This is a genomic window from Calditrichota bacterium (assembly GCA_013112635.1).
Classification (GTDB): Bacteria; Calditrichota; Calditrichia; order Calditrichales; family J004; genus JABFGF01.
Window position 1 is genome coordinate 565,492 of the sequence record JABFGF010000002.1, and the last position, 18,738, is coordinate 584,229.

14 protein-coding genes are annotated in these 18,738 nt (G+C 37.0%); 5 read left to right on the plus strand and 9 right to left on the minus strand.

Features of this window, described 5'->3' with window-relative positions; genetic code table 11:
- The first annotated feature begins 146 nt into the window (after positions 1-146).
- The 3 genes from HND50_07615 (at position 147) to HND50_07625 (ending at position 4,863) form a co-directional block, all read left to right on the plus strand.
- Positions 147-986, plus strand: a complete 840-nt coding sequence (locus HND50_07615; GenBank protein NOG45081.1) for a DUF4037 domain-containing protein — start codon at positions 147-149, stop codon at positions 984-986.
- A 349-nt stretch (positions 987-1,335) separates the two neighbouring features.
- Entirely contained in the window at positions 1,336-3,438 is a 2,103-nt protein-coding gene (locus HND50_07620; GenBank protein NOG45082.1) for a hypothetical protein, read from the plus strand.
- Between the two features lie 120 nt (positions 3,439-3,558).
- A complete protein-coding gene (locus HND50_07625) occupies positions 3,559-4,863 on the plus strand; it encodes a hypothetical protein (GenBank protein ID NOG45083.1) in 1,305 nt (434 codons plus the stop codon).
- On the opposite strand, the gene HND50_07630 is transcribed toward HND50_07625, so the two are convergent.
- From HND50_07630 to HND50_07665, 8 genes are all read right to left on the minus strand, one after another.
- A complete protein-coding gene (locus tag HND50_07630; GenBank protein ID NOG45084.1) occupies positions 4,860-6,164 on the minus strand; it encodes an MFS transporter in 1,305 nt (434 codons plus the stop codon). The two genes, HND50_07625 and HND50_07630, sit on opposite strands and share 4 nt — an antisense overlap.
- A gap of 19 nt (positions 6,165-6,183) precedes the next feature.
- A complete protein-coding gene (locus HND50_07635; GenBank protein NOG45085.1) occupies positions 6,184-6,819 on the minus strand; it encodes a hypothetical protein in 636 nt (211 codons plus the stop codon).
- A gap of 43 nt (positions 6,820-6,862) precedes the next feature.
- Positions 6,863-7,294, minus strand: a complete 432-nt coding sequence (locus HND50_07640; GenBank protein ID NOG45086.1) for a hypothetical protein — start codon at positions 7,292-7,294, stop codon at positions 6,863-6,865.
- Positions 7,295-7,332: 38 nt separating this feature from the next.
- The gene (locus tag HND50_07645) at positions 7,333-8,688 is read right to left on the minus strand and encodes a DUF3380 domain-containing protein (protein ID NOG45087.1); all 1,356 of its coding nucleotides are present in this window, start codon (positions 8,686-8,688) and stop codon (positions 7,333-7,335) included.
- 218 nt (positions 8,689-8,906) lie between these two features.
- On the minus strand, positions 8,907-10,385 hold the full coding sequence (locus tag HND50_07650) for a nicotinate phosphoribosyltransferase (protein ID NOG45088.1): 1,479 nt from the start codon (positions 10,383-10,385) through the stop codon (positions 8,907-8,909).
- An 11-nt stretch (positions 10,386-10,396) separates the two neighbouring features.
- Positions 10,397-11,485, minus strand: a complete 1,089-nt coding sequence (locus tag HND50_07655) for an acyl-CoA desaturase (protein NOG45089.1) — start codon at positions 11,483-11,485, stop codon at positions 10,397-10,399.
- A gap of 97 nt (positions 11,486-11,582) precedes the next feature.
- The gene (locus HND50_07660; protein ID NOG45090.1) at positions 11,583-12,932 is read right to left on the minus strand and encodes a DUF3179 domain-containing protein; all 1,350 of its coding nucleotides are present in this window, start codon (positions 12,930-12,932) and stop codon (positions 11,583-11,585) included.
- Between the two features lie 120 nt (positions 12,933-13,052).
- Positions 13,053-14,630, minus strand: coding sequence for a M28 family peptidase (locus tag HND50_07665; protein NOG45091.1), 1,578 nt, complete (start codon positions 14,628-14,630; stop codon positions 13,053-13,055).
- A gap of 130 nt (positions 14,631-14,760) precedes the next feature.
- Here HND50_07665 and HND50_07670 point away from each other — a divergent pair, with 130 nt between their 5' ends.
- A complete protein-coding gene (locus HND50_07670; protein ID NOG45092.1) occupies positions 14,761-15,657 on the plus strand; it encodes an EamA family transporter in 897 nt (298 codons plus the stop codon).
- On the opposite strand, the gene HND50_07675 is transcribed toward HND50_07670, so the two are convergent.
- On the minus strand, positions 15,654-16,037 hold the full coding sequence (locus HND50_07675) for a hypothetical protein (GenBank protein ID NOG45093.1): 384 nt from the start codon (positions 16,035-16,037) through the stop codon (positions 15,654-15,656). The two genes, HND50_07670 and HND50_07675, sit on opposite strands and share 4 nt — an antisense overlap.
- A 193-nt stretch (positions 16,038-16,230) precedes the next feature.
- Between HND50_07675 and HND50_07680 the strand changes: the two genes are divergently transcribed.
- The gene (locus HND50_07680) at positions 16,231-18,615 is read left to right on the plus strand and encodes a T9SS type A sorting domain-containing protein (GenBank protein NOG45094.1); all 2,385 of its coding nucleotides are present in this window, start codon (positions 16,231-16,233) and stop codon (positions 18,613-18,615) included.
- The last annotated feature ends 123 nt before the right edge of the window (positions 18,616-18,738 follow it).

Genomic DNA, 18,738 nt, shown 5'->3' on the forward strand with positions numbered 1-18,738 from the left:
TTTTTCTATTCTAAAAGCTGGGCAAAATACAAAATTATCAGCCCGCTTTCCAAATAAAGCTGTTTTCCAAAATGGATTTCTTTTTAGTCTGTTTTTCTTTAACCTTCCATATATCAATTAAAATATTTAAAAATTGGATTATACAAATGCCTCAGAATTCAAATCATCTTAAACTGGCAGAAGAGATATTGTTTTATTTTAAAAAATTAGATTTTGTTGAAGCTGTTATTTTGGGCGGTTCGTTAACAGGCAAAATTATTGATCATCATTCGGATATTGATCTATATGTTTATTCAGATCAACGAGTACCACCGGAATTTCGAAAAGATGTTGTTCAGAACCTTGGGGCAAGCGAAGCAAATATTGGGCTTACCTTTTGGGATGATGGGGATGAATGGTTCCATAAAAAAAGCGGTATTGAAATTGATATGATTTACTGGGATAAAAAATGGATTGAAGATCAATTGGAAAATTTGCTCATAAAGCATAAAGCCTCGATCGGATACTCCACCTGTTTCTGGCATACAATCTTAAATTCCAAAATCCTATTCGACCGATCCGGCTGGTTTTCCCAATTACAATCAAAATCTAAAATCCCATTTCCTCAACATTTAAAAGAAGCAATCATTACAAAAAACTATCCCTTATTAAGAAATATAATCCCGTCCTATTATAACCAGATTAATAAGGCAATTGACCGCAATGACATTGTAAGTATCAATCACAGGATTGCGGCTTTTTTTGCCAGCTATTTTGATATTATTTTTGCATTAAACGAAATCCCGCATCCCGGAGAAAAAAAGATTCTTCCATTTGTACAAAACAATTGTTTAAAGATACCGCATTCAATGAGTGAAAATATTAGAGATATCCTTAACAATTCAGGAGATTTGTTGCCAAATCTAGACGAACTTATAAATAACCTAAACGCACTATTAAAACAGGAAGGGTTTAGTCCTGAAGAATTTAGCTGGAAAAATCTATAATCGTAATTAATCGACAACCAAGTGTCGAAATTTTAAACACCCTTTCAAATATTATTTTTAAATTTTCCTAGCAATAAATTATTAATTTTTACAAAAAAAGGGCCGTTTTGGTCATTTACTGGCCGAACTTTTTTTACTGCCTAAATTCCCATCACTTTTTTTATAACTAACCCAAAGCCTCTTTCTCCTTAAAATTTAATAACTTAGCTAACCTCTAAAATTTAGTGCCAATTTTTATCTAAAGAAAACTACCCTTTTTTTACCACCCTTCTTAAAATCACGGTTATTTTAAAAATATAAATTCCGATAACTAAAACTATAAGAGAAAAATAAATCAAGGACGAGAAAAATGACAAGGATGTCTTATTTTCTCATCATGGGTACACTTTTCATCAGCTGTACTATAAATGATCCAAGTCTACCCAAGTGGGACACATCATGGGAAGTTCACCTTAAAGGCGATGTGATAAAAATTTCCGAGCTGCTCGCTAACAATTCAACGATCAGTGGCAGCCTGGATGCAGCCTCGGGTGAAGAAACATATTTTGTTAATATCTCTGATACTTCTGAAGCTCAGCAAATAGCAAAGAGTGACTTGAGTGTAAAAACAGAAGACCAATCTTTTGCAAACCAGCTGGGCATTTTTGAAGTCTCACAACCAACGCCCAAAATTTCTCAGGGTAGCTCATTTTCTGATATATTCTCTGATTATAATCCACAAGTCGGAATACCTTTTCCCATTATTCAGCCACGATTGATAACACCCGACCCAAGAGAAACAACCTTTGATGAATTTCAACAATTAGAGATTGAATCGGCTACACTTAGCGTTGTTTTCCATAATAACCTTATTTTGGGTATTGAAAGTGGAATGCAAATCGTACTTCTCGATCTGCAGCGAATTAACGATCCTGATAGTGGCCTGATTGATACAATAAAATTTACTGCGCCAATTCCTCCTAAAACATCATTAGAAAGTAATACCATTGATTTGGCAGGAAAAAATATTTCAAATCAACTTCAATTATATTACCGGATTCCTTTATCCGGAACGGATAGCGTGATAACCTTGAGCGAGGATGATCTTAATAGCAACTTCTTTACGGAAGTTATTATGTCCCCGGTCCGTGTTAACCGCGCCCTGGCGAAAATTCCCGGGCAAAGTATCATCCGTATTAACACCGCCCCCGTTAATATGGATGATCATTCTATCCGTACTGCTGAAATTGATAATGGCAAAATAAATCTGTTTATTGAAAACAGCATGAATATTTCCAGTGATATTGAAATTGAGCTCCCAAATTTTACAGATAAAAATAGCACCGCTCTTGTGACAACAAAATTTGTAGCTGCACAATCTAGCGAAACAATACAGGTTGACCTGGCCGGGTATTTAATGCAAAACGAAATCCAGGATGGTTCTTACATTGAGAATATTGTTTATAACATTAACGCCCAGACACATGCCACTACTGACCATGTATGGCTTGGAGCTGAAGACCAGGTTTCCGTAACCATGCAAATGGACACACTCTATTTCAAATCATTAACCGGAAATATTTCACCCATGGAAATGGTGATAACACCTATTGAAAATAAAAATATTTTCCAGCTTGAAAATTTTGAAGGCTCATTTAAGCTACCCGATTTATCGCTCACTTTTAATTTTCACAATGAAATTGATTTTGATATTTCCATGGATATGACAGTAACCGGCTATCATCGTGATCCTGTTACAAACATAATTACAGATTCTGTTTCTTTAAAAATGAATGAAGAAATTGAACGTGGTGGACAATCCAATCAAAGCCGCTCAGTAGTTTTAGACAAATCGAGCAGCACACCGTCTATCGTTGATCTTATTGCAATTATGCCAAATGAGATCATCGTGACGGGCAGGGCAGTAATCGAGGGGGAAGGCTCTGTCCGGAACAGCGATAAGGTTTGGGTAGATTACACGATTGATTCTCCGTTTACCGTACAAATTGATGAGCCATTGGTTTACACAAACAAGAAAGAAACCATCAGCGACAGTGAGATTAGCCCCCAGAAACGTGAGAAAATCTCAAAGAATTTCACGGAGGTTTCTATTATAATTCTCAGCGCCAATAACATGCCCATCGGATCTGATTTTAAGTTTTATCTCAGCGTAGATTCAACAAACCTCTTTTCAGATGAGATTGCGGACTCATCCGAAAAAGTAATTTTATATAGCCAGATAACTGCAGCAGGCACAAATGCTGCCGGGTTTGTAAACAGTACAAAGAACGGAGAACATATCCTGAGGCTAAACAATAGTCAGATTGCTATTTTTGAGCAAAGCCCGCTTTATTATGGTGCAAAGGTTTCTGTTGGCAGCACAGAAAAACCTGTACGTTTTCGCAGCAGCGATCAATTACGCTTTGATACCATTTTAAATTTTGACGTGGATATGGATCCGGATGATTTTTAAGGTAGGAGCTGTCTCTGACAGCGAAGATTCTCAGAAAAAATATTTTATTACTGCGATCATACTCAGGAGAGTATTCCTACCAAAAGACGATTGACAAAATTATCGAAATGTAGGAAAACTATGAAAAATATAATTATAATCTTGATCGTCAGTTTCCAACTTTTATCTGCTCAAACTTTCGATGGAGCAAGTTTGGGAATGGCGGGAAATTATTCTGCGCATAGCCGTGGGATAAATGCCATCGCCTGGAATCCTGCCAATCTTTCCATGTACAGGGCAAGTAATTTTGAATTAAACCTTGTTGCAATCAACGCTGCGTTATCGAGCGGTTTATCAATAAGCGATTATAATACATACTTTACCGATGCAGGACACAATGGAAGATGGAGTAAAAATGACCGTCATGAAATAATTGATCTGTTCTCAGGGAAGGGATTAGGCTTGGAAATGGATCTCAATACAAATCTTTTAGGATTTGTTAGTGGTAATTTTGGATTTGGGATTCAGTTTATTAGCAGCGGTAATGCAAACATTAAAGCCGGCAAACCACTTGAGATTTTTTTATTTGGCGAAACCTTTGAGCGTGATTACTCCTTTTCAGAAAAAGATGTTCTTGATGCTTCGTTTTACAGCGCTATCAAAAACTCAATTGCTTATAGTTATATGATAAAACTGGATCGGCGTAAATATACTTTTTCGCATCTTTCATTTGGAGTAAACCTTAACTATTACCTTGGACTTGCTGTGGCCCAATCGCAACAATCATCCGTAAATATGCAAAGAATCGATACAGGTGGTCTGGAGTCCCGTGAAGAGATGTTTCGGTATCAGACAGATGTTGAAGCACGCACGTCTGATCCCACCAACGGATTAGCAGGGAAAGGTTTTGGTCTCGATTTTGGAATAAGCACCCGTTTCGCTCGTGCCTGGCACGTCTCTTTAAGTTTTAGTAATCTATTTGCAAAAATCAATTGGGATGGAAATCCACAAACTGTCAATTATTCCCGGATCGATTCAACTTACTGGTTCGCAGAATCCGGACAGGACACAAGTTATACGACAGAAGTGAAAACACAGGGAAAATCATTTTCCACACCCCTACCAACAATAATGCGTGCGGGTGTCCGTTTACGATTGTTATATAATTTAACTTTAACTGCTGATTGGCATCAGGGCTTAAACAATAGTTTTGGAAATTCTACTGTACCACGGATTGGAGCCGGTGCAGAGTACAAACCATTCAAATGGCTTCCTTTGCGTTCCGGCATGGCAGTTGGTGGAAAAGATACTTTTTTATTTGGAATTGGCAGTGGGTTGCATTTTAGTTTTATGGAACTGGATTTTTCTTACGCTATGCGTAAAGCCTTACTGCCCATTTATTCCGATGGTTTCTACACAGCATTTAGTTTGAAGTTTTTGCTTTAGTTGTTATGCGTTTTTTTATCAATTAACAATAACCTAAAAGCAAGTACAAAAATAACCAGCATTAATATTCCAGGGATCCAAAATGTTGAAATGCCGATAAGACCATATATTATCCCACCGGTAATAAGACCAATAATGCTGGCCAAACTGCCTGTACTGCTGGCATAACCCTGTACTGCACCCTGATATTTTTCTCCGGCAACTTTTGAGAGAATTGACAAAAATGATGGCCACATTAAACCATTGCCCAATGAGAAAAACAGCACCGCAATAAATATGTAAACCTCATTTTTGTTTAGAAAAAGAAAAAAGCTTAACCCTAACAAAATGCTACCAAAAATAATTAGGATCCCATCAGAAAACTTACCTGAAATTTTATTCAATAGAGGACCTTCAACCAAAACTAAAATTAGCCCGATCAATGAAAAGAAAATCCCAAGCTTTAAAAGACTCCAATCGAGGCTTTGTATTGCATGAATGGGAAATGCCACATAAAAAAAATTAAATGCCAGAAAAATGAGAAAATATAAAATCAGTATTAATGGGATATCTTTTAGTTTAAGTATATTTTTTAATGTTGCCTTTTCGGCGCCTTCTAGTTTGTAGCACTCTTTCTGCTCCTGACCAAAAACCTTATTAATTCTCTTTTCATCCAGCTGTTTGGATAAAACACATGGGTTGGACTCGGGCATTTTGAATGCAATAACAAATACTGCTATCAAAGATATCATCATTGCCATAATAACCGGAAGAAGTTCACCCAAAATGGTTCCACCCAAAACTCCTGCAAGAGCCGGCCCAATTATAAATCCTAAATTTGCAGATGCAGCCATCTTGCCAAAATTGCTTTTTCTGTCGTTATCTGAAGTTACATCAGCTAAATATGCATTTGCTACAGATACATTTCCGCCTGTAATCCCATCCAATGCCCTGGCTGCAAACAAGAGAAGTAAGGGAATTGTTAAGATGAAAACTCCAACAAATGAAGAGTCGATGTGTATCAGGGTTGTGTTTGGAATAAGGAGAGCTATAATAAATAATATCCAGGCAAGAAAGGTTCCTACCTGGCTTAATAAAAGGATTTTTTTTCTGCCAAACTTATCAGACCACCTCCCGAGTATTGGAGCACCGATAAGTTGAAAGAATGAATAGGTTGCCCCCATTATACCGTAGATTAATTCATTACCACCTAATTTGATTACCAAAACAATTAGAAAAGGTAATATAATGCTGTAGCCAAGAGTGCCTATAAAATTAACTAAAAGAATCGGGAAAATAGAAAGTTGATTTTTTATTGAAATCGCCTTTTCGGTTTATTCTTTAATTTTTATCATCTTTAAAATTATTATGCCAATGGGTTCCATCGCAGAAAGGCTTGTTTTTAGAACCACCGCAACGGCACATAGTAAAGTGCTCTTCTGATGCTCCTTCAGCGCGTTTTGTATCTAGCAGTTCCGGACCTCCGGAAACTACGTATGGACCGTTTGGAGCAATAAAAATTGATGGTTCGGCTTCCCGGTCACGATGTTCTTTTTCATCGATGGAATAGCTTAATGCGCCGGATGGGCATTTTTGTATTGTTTCTATAATTTCATTAACAGAAGCAGAATCAGGATGAATCCATGGCTCTTCATTCAAATGAAAAACCGCTGCAAGTCCATCTGTACAACGACCGGCATGGGCGCAAATACCCCTGTTATCATGGATGGTAATTTTTTTACCTTTGTAATTATCTCTTTTGTCTTCGATACGACCCTCAAGCTTTGCAGATGAAAATCCGTGTTTAGCATGAGTCCCATCACAAAAAGGTTTATTGGCTGAACCTCCACACCTGCAAAGAGCCATTGTTTCTTTAGATTCTATCAACCCTTTTTGATTGGCAAAATTTTCCAGGTTTTTTACTAAATATGGCCCATTGGGAGTCGGGACAATACTTGGTTTCTTTTTTGAACCCATTTTTATTCCTTTCTTTTTTTATAAAAACACTACCCATGAAAGTTTATCCTTTTGCTGAATTGTTTGAAACAGGATCTGCTGTTCTTGAACCCATGTATTGTTTGGTTATTTTTTCTGCTGATCTACCGGCGACATATCCACCCAAGCCAATTTGCAGCAATAACCAGGCTTCATCAGCTAAAGGATTTGCCAACCAACCAAAACTATCCAGCACAACCAAAACCAAAAATGTTAACATGGTAATCGGGCGCCAACTCCTTTGCAGCCATGATTGCCCCGTTGCCTCTGCTGTTATAATTTTAGTTTTATTTTCAAGCAATTGGCTCTCATAGTCAATCACTTTGGCAAGTAGTTCATTCTCTACTTTTTTTATCTGTGCCTGCATTTGCAATTTCTCTTCATCGCTGGTATGAAGTTCATCAACAAGTTTTACGGCAGGTTCAAATATGCTGCTTATAAAAGAAAATACACTCATAGGTGCCCCCTTTGGGTTAGGTTCTTCATTTATATCTGTTAGCTTTTGATTTGTTTAAAAGATTTATAATGTGATTCGATCCATTTTCCATATTTTACTTTTTGGCCGCTGCCATTATATCCGGCTGCAAAACCTTCAAAATCAAGTGATCTTAATTTTCTAACCATCGGATCAGAGAAAAAATCAAACAATCCGTTAATATGTGCTGAAATATCTGTGGCAAAACTGTTAAACATTTCTTTTATGGATTGATAGCCAATCCGTTCAAAGTGAAATCCCATTATTTGTGGTGCTCCCATACTTATAGAAAGCATTGCACTATCTGCATCAATACTTCGCGCAAATTCAAAAACCTGCCATTCTTTGGATTGGTTTCCATGAAAACCCTGCCACTCCTCGTTTTCAGTTTTTCGCCATTTATGCTTCGTCCAAACTTTATCAGAATTATATTGGAAATGCTTACGGAAATCTGCAGGGTTTTTCTTTCCCCAATACTTCCAAAACTTGTGGTTTTCAAAACGAATTATCATCCGATTATCATTGTTTTGCTCAAATCCTTTTCCTGAACTTTCTACACATAAAACTGCAACAGCACAAGCGACATCAATTTCATTTTTCTTGCTAAGCCGGTTAAGCAAACCACCATATCTGTTCCAGGTCATCGCCACTTTCTTTTGCTCAGATGTCCCGGAAACCGGAAGTATTTGTAACGGTTGCAATTTATCAGTTAAAGATTCTGCAACTTCAGGTTTGGTCTCATTTTCTTCATCAGCGTTATCTGCAACAGTTATTTTACCTTGTTCTTCATCAGGTTCAATTCTTTTCAGAAACTTATTGAAGACATACGCGCTGGATCCGTTAAACAATATTTCACTCCAGGCACCAATATCTGCTTCAACTGTAAGTTTCATAGCATTTTTAACCTGCCCCAAAATCTGTGCTTTTTTATCTGGTTTTTGTCTTACGTTAAGTGTGGCTGCAATAACATCAGCTTGATATGATTTTGTTTGAGCAAAAAGATCTACATATTTAGAAAGTACAAAACCGATGCCGTTATTAAATTCTATTTCCAACCAATCAGGAATTTGTGAAACAATAGAAACTTTTGTTCCACTAAATAGAGTACCTAAAATTAATCCCGATGCAGTTGGTACATCCCTTACGTTTAAAAGGGCTGTATTTACAAATCCATACAGCTTAGAAACTTGAGGTTGAATTTCCATATATATTTTTGAAACAAACCCAATTGAATCATTAAATGGGATTTGCAACCAATTGTTATCAACCTCTGTAACATCAACAACAGAGCCTTCGTTTAAAACGCCAAGGATTTGACCGGAAATATTTGGAATAGAGCGGACATTTAAAGCGGAAGCAGAAACGGTTGCTAACATATTTTTATCTCCTATAAATTTTTTAAGAGATTTACTATTTTTATGATTATATCGTTAAGTAGAAATCCTGTTGTCTGTAGGTCAAAAAAAACAGGGTTTTTAAAATTGATGTACTAAAATCAGCCATAATTTGTTTTGGTTAGATTAAACAATAAACCTATACAAAATTAATCCCATTAAGATATATTATCTTAAACTAACTTGGCCGTTTTGTTATTCTAGGAGTTTTGGTTATTTAGCCCACGTGCTTTTAAAACGAGTTTGGATTTTAAGTCGTGTAGATTCTTTTCAAGACCAACCGGGTATTGATGCGGGTTAACAAAACGTTTTATTCCCCGATGAAAAGATTGAAGTTCTTTTTGTGCAAATTTGCGAATCGAATGAATATCCGGAGAATCGTAAACGCATTCCCCATTTTTAAAAACCGGTATTAATAAATCTTTATGGGAAGCTGTATTATCAAACTTTTTTCTACGTGTAAAATCTATAGGGTCAACAATGGTGCAGTCTTCTGTAATTCCAAGACGAGTATCATAAATAGCATCGCCCACGTATTCTCCATAATCACTATAACGGCGTACCTGTAGAATACCTGGGTTTGAAACTTTTATTGCCTGCTCTGATAATTTTAATTTATAACTCCACTGATTATTATTTTTAAGCGCCGATAGTTTGTACACGCCGCCAAGGGCCGGCTGGTCGTAAGCTGTAACAAGCTTTGTCCCTACGCCCCAGACATTTATTTTGGCCCCCTGGTCCTTCAGGCTTTGAATAATGTTTTCATCCAGGTCATTGCTGGCATAGATATTTGCCTTTTCAAAACCGGCATCATCCAGCATTTTGCGTGCTTCAATACTCAGATAGGCAAGGTCACCTGAATCAAGCCGGATGCCAAGCATTTCATGGCCTTCATTTCGCAATTTTCGACCCATTTCAATGGCGTTTTTAATGCCTTCAATTGTATCATAAGTATCAACAAGAAATACACAATTTTTGGGCATTGCTTTAGCATACGCTTCAAAAGATTCCATCTCAGAATCAAAAGTCATAATCCAGCTATGTGCATGCGTACCTTTCACAGGAATATCGTAAACTTTACCGGCCAAAACATTTGATGTCGCAGCACAACCACCTATATATGCCGCCCGGCTAACAGCCAATCCACCGTCTATTCCATGTGCGCGTCGTAAACCAAATTCTAAAACAGGTTCGCCCTGCGTAGATATACAAACCCGAGCTGCTTTTGTGGCAATTAATGACTGGAAGTTAACCAGATTGAGTAAAGGCGTTTCAAGAAGTTGAGCCTGAATAATGGGGCCGCGAATTCTTAAAAGCGGTTCATGCGGAAAAACAACCGTCCCCTCAGGGATGGCATCAATTTCACAGGTGCATTTTAAGTTGGTTAAATAATTAAGGAAAGCTTTTTCAAAAACGGGTGATCCATCTTCTTCTGATAATGTTGCCAGATAAGCGATATCGTCTTCAGAAAATTTAAAATTCTGCATGTAATCAATTACATTGGCCAATCCTGCAGCAATGGTAAATCCACCATTAAATGGATTCTTACGAAAATAAAGGCCAAAAACACTTTCTGTTTCGGCTTTGCCCGATTTCCAAAAACCATAAGCCATATTTAGTTGGTAATAATCGGTAAGCAAAGAAAGCGATGTTTTGTATAGCGACTTTAGTGTGTTCATCTTTTTTATAGCTATTTTGATTGAACAGCAACAGGTTTTTTACCCATTGTATAAAGCCATTTCCAATGTATCATAATTGCTTTAAAAATATTGGAATATGAAGTGTACTGGATATTAAAATCTTTACAAGCATTACTTACAATTTTGCTTATTTTGCGGTAATGTACGTGGCTTATCTTTGCAAACAAATGGTGTTCGATTTGAAAATTTAGGCCACCGAGATACCAGTTGGCTAACCGGCTTTTGGGCGAAAAGTTTGCTGTGGTTTCAACCTGATGAACAGCCCATTCATTTTCAATGGCGCCGCTTTTTTCGTCAACAACAGGGAAATCATTTTCTTCAACTGTATGGGCAAGTTGGAATACAATCGAAAAAGTGAAACCTAAAATCAGATGTACAAGAATAAATCCACCAATAACGTAAAGAACCGGATTAAAAAACATTGGAATTACCAACGTGTATAAAAAGTAAAAAACCTTGGCCATAAAAAACATGGTCGTTTCGCCGGCAGTTGGTTTTGGCATTTTGTAGGGGCCAATGTGTCCGCTAAAGAATTTCTGAAAATCCGTAAATGTAATCATGGAAAGTGTGAGCAAACTATACATTGGAAATGCATAAAGAAACTGTAATCTGTGCCAAGGCCGCCATTTCTCATTCGGGCTTAAACGAAGCAATCCACCGGAGTCTAAATCCGTATCCATCCCGGCAATATTTGTATAGGTATGATGCAGAATATTATGCTTATGGTACCACAACCTCTGGCTACCACCAATCAAATCCAAAGTATAACCAAGCGTTTTATTAAGCTTTCTATTTTTCGAAAAACTGCCGTGAACACTGTCGTGCATAATATTAAAACCGATCAATGCAAATCCCTGTGCCAGAACAAAAGCGGATGCAATAGCCATTATCCAGGAGCTTGTAAAAAAAACAAGTAATATATATGATGTAATCACCATAGCAATTATTATTGTGCCTTTAAGAAAAATTCTCCAGCCACCTGTCTGAGTAATTTTGTTTTCTGTAAAATAATCATTCACCCTGGTTTTTAACTCTTTGTAAAAGCCGATCTGTTTTGTAAAACTTATCTTCTCACTCATTCTTTCCCCCTAACAAAAATAGATTCCTTTACTAAAGTGTCTGTTAAATATATGGAATTTATGACAAAAATTGTATTCTATATATTTAATAAGTTTATTAATTATTCTCTCTTGCTTCATAAACATCCGTATCCATAAAAAACTGATACCAGGCAAACCAGTATGCAAGATGCCCTGGGTAACGATTAAGCTTTTTAGAATGATCGTCTGTTACCAGACTGTCTTCATAAACTTTCCAGTTTTTCCCGGATTGGTCCTTTAGAACGCCTTCCATTGTCATCGAAAAATATTGATCTTCAGCTTGATAAACGCGAACGGTTAATTCGTCTTCATTTCCAATGAAAACAAAGTTAATCCCGCCAAATGAATCCTGAATTAACTGATTTTCCTCAAAAAGTTTTATAGGATAGGCCTTGGATTTTCCTTTAACGTGAATACCATAAACCCATTCTTTTGCCTCCAATTTATAATCCCGCCAGGAGATTGGAAACATGGTTCTAGGGCTTCGAAAGTAAGCATTGTAAGGACCGCCAAAACGACCGTAATTCCTTGTATGCCCCGTGTTAATATCTAAGACGAGTGTTTTGGGATGTTTTGTTTTCCATTCTTGCCAGCTTGTTCTAACAATGGGATAGGTTTTTAGTTTTACATCCTGCTGGGCCATTAAACCTGTTACCGGTTTACCTTCAAAAGCCGACCATAATGAATTTGTTTGGCGATCGTACATTAATTTATTGCTGCGGTATAATAATCCCGAAGAACCAAAAGTAAAAACACGCCCATCAACTTTTGTATCAAACGGTATTGCAGCACCGCATAATGTGCAATAAGATATCGAAACGCTTTTTCCACCAATTTCTATGTTGATCATTTCATGCCAGTTAAAAATACGCAGTGGATAAGCATGAAACTCTCCGTTTACTGCCAAACCAAAAACAGATTCATTATCATCAACATAGCTTGCAGCCTCTGCCTTAATCATCAATGGATTATCTAAAGCCGGGATACCATCTTTTTCTGCGCCACCCCAAACAATTTCATCCCAGCGAATATGGCTTGGAAAACGTGGATTTAAAAATGAACTGAATTGGGGATCGACAGTGCTTAACATAAAACGTTTAAAATTCATGTAATCTAAACTGTTCTTTATATCCTGCTGCCCTAACCACTCCATCCATTTTGGCCATTTTTTGTCGAACCTTCTGTGGGTCAGCTTTTTCAATTGCTCAAATGACTCGTCAGACAATTTTTTGAAATACAACACGTCAATAAAAGCTGCAGCTAAGGAGATATCATGCTTTTCGGCCAACGCTATTGCCGCAGTCAGTTGAGCATCCTCATCAGGATTAAGCAGGCTCATCATTAGTTTTAGATTTTCACTTTCCTGTGCACATAAATTTATTGAAGAAAGAAAAGTGAGTGTCATTATTTGAATTAATCTAATCATAACGCCTGTTGGTTTGTTTTAAAGAAAATACCTATAAAATATTACAAGGATAAAACAAAGAGTTAAAAAAAGAAAATGCCCGGCGTAACCGGGCATCTCATTAAAATTATTACATTTGGCTTATTGCGTTGGACTGTTTTGTTCTTCTTTCTTTTTATTTGTTCCTGTAATTTTAGCATTGTCAACAATCAGCTTATGATCCAGGTTTGCAACTTTTAAAGCAATCTGACTAGCCAGCCTGGCAACTTTATCTAGTTTTGGGAAATTGATTTTTTCGACATCATCTGTCGGCTTGTGGTAATCAGGATGGCCATCGATTGTAAAGAAAACAACAGGTACCCCCTTCTTTGCAAAAGCCCAATGATCACTTCGGTAATATATTCTTGATTTGTGGTTTTCATCATCAAGGGTATAATCAAAAACGAAATTTGCCGACTCTTTGTTAGCTTCTTCTACAATGTCAAAAAACTCACTACTTATCATACCTGAACCAACAGCAAAAATAGTATCTGTACTACCCCGGCCAACCATATCCATATTTATATTTACAATTACATCATCAAATCTTTCAAAATGATTTGTGAAATAATAAGCCCCTAATAACCCTTTTTCTTCAGCTGCATGGAAAACATAAACGATTGGACGTTTGTTTGATTTTGTTGCAGACATTTGACGTGCGCTTTCTAAAATGGCAACTGTCCCGGAGCCATTATCATCTGCCCCATTATAAACTTTGCCCCCTTTTATTCCTTCATGATCGTAATGTGCCCCAACAGTTACAAGCTCATTATCCAATGATTTGTCGTTACCATCAACTATACCAACAACATTGCGGGCGTTAACTATTTTTGACTCTTTTTTTATCTCCATCGAGACGGATCCTAAGTTCATACCAGGTTTTATATATCCTGCTTTTAGCGTATCATATAATTGGGTATATGTTATGTTTCCCAGGTTGAACAAGTCTTTAATTGCTACACTATCCAACCAAGCAGCGCTAATTGCTTCTTCATTTTCCTCCCGTATGCGACCTATTCTTTCCTTTGAGAAATATTTACTGTACCGTTCCCATCGCTTCATGTAATATGTACTTGAGAGGATAAAAACCGCTACAGCGCCTTTCTTTTTGGCCCATTTTGTTTTTGTAGTTGATCGCCCCCAATGTTTGTTACCCATTCTTTTTTTAAATTCCTCATCGCCTTCAGGAACACCGGAAAGACAGACGACGGTCTTACCTTTCACATCTATTCCCGCATAGTCATCATAATTTGAAATAGAATCTGTAACTCCATATTTTAGATAAACCATTTGAGAATTATCAATTGTTTTTCCAGCCAAAATCGGCACAAAATTATCTATAAAAGTTAGTGACTTCTCTTTTTTATTATTATAAAGAACCAATTTAGAGCTTGGTTGAAAACGTTGGCTTTGAAGATCAAAATTTTGAAAATATGTACCATCATCACCAAAAGGTTTTACGCCATATTGTTTTAGTTGGCTGGCAATATATTGTGCAGCAATTCGTGCTCCTCGTTTTGTTGTTTCGCGACCCTCCAATTCATCGGAGGCAAGAAACTCTAAATTGGATCTTAAAAGAGTTTGACTATCCTTTGTCAGCTCATTCATAGTTTTTTGTTTATGTGTTTGACTACAACCCACAATCATAGCAGTTAAAACAATCAGTTTAATTATCTGCATCCTTTTTTCCCTTCAAAAAAGTTAGACCCCAAATAACCCAAAATCTTTATCTACAATGAGCACGAATTTATTTTCAGGATAATTGATTTTACAGTAATTTAAAAATTCATAAGAATAAACCAAATTATCAATGAATAGATTTGCCCCACTTTTTGTAGTTTTTGCCGCCTCACTTTGGGGCATCGACGGAATTTTATTACGACCAAACCTATATACGCTACCCGTTCCTCTTGTTGTTTTTTTAGAAAGCACAATAATTGTTCTGGTTTTGTCGCTATTTTTTGTTCGCTCCTATAAATCATTTTTTAGTTTAAAACGAAACGACTGGCTTGCTTTTTTTGGCGTAGCCATAATGGGTGGCGCTATTGGAACCATGTCCATTACAAAAGCTTTGTTTTATGTAAATTTTGTAAACCTATCCATTGTTGTGTTAATCCAAAAACTGCAACCGGCTTTCGCGATTATGCTGGCTTCATTAATTCTTAAAGAAACCCCACCCAAAAAATTTTACGGATGGGCTGCACTGGCAATTACCGGCGCTTATTTTATGACATTTGGTTTAACGTTTCCTGAAATTAGTTTTGAAAACAAAACAGCTTTGGCAGCAGGATTTGCTTTGCTGGCAACATTAGGTTTTGCCTCTTCTACTGTTTTAAGCAAACGGGCTTTAAAAAATTTAGAATTCAATAATGCGACCTATCTTCGTTTTTTAAGTACTGCAATTGTAATGCTGATAATTGTCCTATCTACGGGAAATATTTCTGCAGTCTCTCAGGTATCAACAAATCAATGGTTAATTTTTATTTCCATCGCCTTTTTAACAGGTGGTCCAGGTATTTTTCTTTATTATTATGGATTGAAACATATCAAAGCTTCAGTTGCTACAATCGCAGAATTAGCTTTTCCTATAACGGCAGTATTATTAGAGTTTTTTATCAGGGGAAATATTTTAGGTCCGGTTCAGTGGATTGGCCTGGTCGTTTTGTTTTACAGCATTCTTAAAGTTACCCGGCTGGAAAAAGGTTAAACTTTTGTAGCCGAAACTGAATTAACCATCAACGATATTCTACCAAAATCTTTTTCCAATTCTTTTGCCGCTTCTTTTCGCTGCTTCTTAAATTGACCTTCTAAACGAAGTTGGGTTGATATAATACTTCTTAAAAGTAATTCTACAAACTTCTGTTGATTTTGAAGTTTATCAGCCATTGACTCCAAATCATTTTCAAGTTTATTTTTAACATCTGGGTTATCCAATTGGCCAAAAATTTCCTTGTTGTCTGTAAAGAGAAGAGAGATTGATTTTATAAAATCGGGCAGACTTTTTTTATGAGTTTTTGCCAACGCAGAAAGTTGGGCATATTCGTCATCCGTAACACGAAAGGTTATACTTTTTTCCTTAAAAGCCATGATTGTGAAGGTGGTTTAATGAAACTTCTGTAAGATATCGGTTGCTAACTAAAAAACCAAAGAAAAAAAATAAAAGTCTTCGATTCTATCAGATCAGAAACAGATCGAAGGATTTCAATTGTCCTTTTTATTGTTTCACTGTATCTTTAAAAATCAAACCTGTAAACACACCTTTCATACTTGGAGGCTAATTATGATCAAAGCCATTTATAAACCAATCCTGCTATTATTGTTTTTATGTACAAGTCTGGCAAATGCTCAAAACATTGCCCGCTGGCATACCTCGATGGGAGATTTTGAAGTGGAGCTGCGCGAAAAAATTGTTCCGATTACAGCTAATAATTTTATGGATCTGGCAAATGCTCAGTTTTATGACAGCCTAATTTTCCACAGGGTGATTGTCAATTTTGTAATTCAGGATGGCGATCCACTCGGAACAGGTGAAGGCGGGCCAGGATACACCATCCCAGATGAATTTCATCCTGATTTGCGCCATGTTACAGGTGCGGTTTCCATGGCTAATGCCGGCCCTAATACAGGAGGATCTCAATATTTTGTAACTCTAACACCTCAACACCACCTGGATGATGTACACTCAATTTTTGGAAATGTTATTAAAGGAATGGATATTGTACAGGATATAGGGCATGTTGATACGGACGAGAACGATCGTCCTAAAGTGCCGGTTGTAATAGATAGCATCCGAATTTTGGGGGTGATTTATCCGCACATCGAAATCATTTCGACCAACATAGTTGAAGACCCGGACAATTCGGACGGTGATGGAATAATCAACCCATTGGAAAGTGCCCAACTTCATTTCACTTTGAAAAACTGGCAGCACTGGGCTAACTCTAAGAACTTATCTGTTCGGCTTTCATCCGATGATCAGAGAGTGACCATTGATTCCCCACCAATCGAACTGGGTACTGTTATTAATGGTGATTCTGTCTCATCAGGTGAAAAACCTTTAAATTTTACAATCAACACAAACGAGGCTTTTGACACTGAATTAAAACTTATTATTTCTTCTGGTTCACCGCACAACACAAATTATGAAACCGAGTATAGTATAAATTTTTCTGTTTCCCTTACCCAAGCTGGATTTCCGTTTAACACAACTTCCCGTTCTTCTGCTATAATTATAGATATAGATAAAAACGGTTATAATGAAATCATTTTTGGTGATTATCGCGGAAACATCCATGCCTTGAACGGTGAGGGAGAAAATGCCCTGGATAGTTTTCCTGTTGAAACCAGCGGAAGTATCCGCACAGCATTGGCAGCAGGAAACTTAGACGCGGATGATGCTTGGGAAATTGTTGCCGTTAATACAGTAAACAAAAATATCACGCTTGTAGATGATAATGGTAACATTCTGTTCAATTATAATAGTGAGAAATCCCTGCAAACTAATGCAATGATAGCTGATGTTGATTTTAATGGTAGCAATGAGATCATCGTAGTTTCAAATTCCGGTGATATTTTTGTTTTAAATTCTGATGGATCTGATTATCCGGGATTTCCTGTTTTTGATCTTGGTACAAAAGTCGTCTCAGCACCTGCCATTGCAGATTTAAATGGCGATGACTTTTTGGATGTCATTTTTGTCAGCACAAAAGATGGTGGCTCTTTGCATGCTATTTCCACTAAAAATGGAAATGAATTACCCGGTTGGCCCTACATGACCGGAAGCAATTCATACAGCGGACCGACCGTTTCCGACATCGATAAAAACACAACTGTAGAAGTATTGGTTGGTTTGGATAATGGGCACCTGGCAATTGTCAACCATGATGGTACTGAAAAATTGAACATCGATCTTGGCTCAAAAATTGAACCTGGTATTTTGGTTTATGATATAATCGGTGATGGTGAAAATGAAATAATTGCACTTGACGGAAATGGAGACCTTCACCTTTTGGATTCAACGGGAACTGAGTTTTCCGGATTCCCGATACCACTAGGAACAACAACAAAAGCAACACCAATCCTGGCAGATTTGAACAACAATGGTTTTATGGACATCATTTTTGGTGATGAAAATGGCTTTGTTCAGGTTGTCGATTTGGACTCTGCTGTACAAAATTTTCCATATAAGCTTGGTAAGGAAGTCCGTAATTCAGCTGTAATTGGCAACCTTGATGATGATGCAGATGCAGAACTTGGATTTGTGACATTTGGAAAATTATATGTAATGGATTACAAGCTTGCTGCTGTTCCGGGCTGGTCTATGTTTAAAGGCAATCCACAGCGTACTGGTAACCCGGAAGGCATTTTGACAGATATAAAAGTTGTTGACAATATTGTCCCAAAAACAACCCAGCTACACAATGCCTATCCCAACCCGTTTAACCCAACGACAACAATTGAATACCAGCTTGAAACCGGCACAAAAGTAAAGCTGGAAATTTTTGATATGTTGGGCCGTAAATTAAAAACCTTGGTAAATGCACAGCAAAAATCAGGAACATACAAAGTTACTTTTAGCGCGCCTTATTTTTCATCGGGCATTTATTATTACCGCTTGTCTACAAAAAATTTCCAAAAAACAAAAAAACTTTTATTGCTTAAGTAAGGATTAATCTACCCAACATTTTGCGTTAAATTTTACATTAATAAGGTGGTCTAATAGGCCACCTTTTTTATTTGGAAATTTTTGCAACTATTCAATTTTGAGATCGTTGCATCTGTTCTAAAA

Coding starts and splice junctions, on each gene's coding strand:
- HND50_07615 (NOG45081.1), top strand. CDS start 147: ATGCCTCAGAATTCAAATCATCTTAAACTGGCAGAAGAGATATTGTTT.
- HND50_07620 (NOG45082.1), top strand. CDS start 1,336: ATGACAAGGATGTCTTATTTTCTCATCATGGGTACACTTTTCATCAGC.
- HND50_07625 (NOG45083.1), top strand. CDS start 3,559: ATGAAAAATATAATTATAATCTTGATCGTCAGTTTCCAACTTTTATCT.
- HND50_07635 (NOG45085.1), bottom strand. CDS start 6,819: ATGGGTTCAAAAAAGAAACCAAGTATTGTCCCGACTCCCAATGGGCCA.
- HND50_07640 (NOG45086.1), bottom strand. CDS start 7,294: ATGAGTGTATTTTCTTTTATAAGCAGCATATTTGAACCTGCCGTAAAA.
- HND50_07645 (NOG45087.1), bottom strand. CDS start 8,688: ATGTTAGCAACCGTTTCTGCTTCCGCTTTAAATGTCCGCTCTATTCCA.
- HND50_07650 (NOG45088.1), bottom strand. CDS start 10,385: ATGAACACACTAAAGTCGCTATACAAAACATCGCTTTCTTTGCTTACC.
- HND50_07655 (NOG45089.1), bottom strand. CDS start 11,485: ATGAGTGAGAAGATAAGTTTTACAAAACAGATCGGCTTTTACAAAGAG.
- HND50_07660 (NOG45090.1), bottom strand. CDS start 12,932: ATGATTAGATTAATTCAAATAATGACACTCACTTTTCTTTCTTCAATA.
- HND50_07665 (NOG45091.1), bottom strand. CDS start 14,630: ATGCAGATAATTAAACTGATTGTTTTAACTGCTATGATTGTGGGTTGT.
- HND50_07670 (NOG45092.1), top strand. CDS start 14,761: ATGAATAGATTTGCCCCACTTTTTGTAGTTTTTGCCGCCTCACTTTGG.
- HND50_07675 (NOG45093.1), bottom strand. CDS start 16,037: ATGGCTTTTAAGGAAAAAAGTATAACCTTTCGTGTTACGGATGACGAA.
- HND50_07680 (NOG45094.1), top strand. CDS start 16,231: ATGATCAAAGCCATTTATAAACCAATCCTGCTATTATTGTTTTTATGT.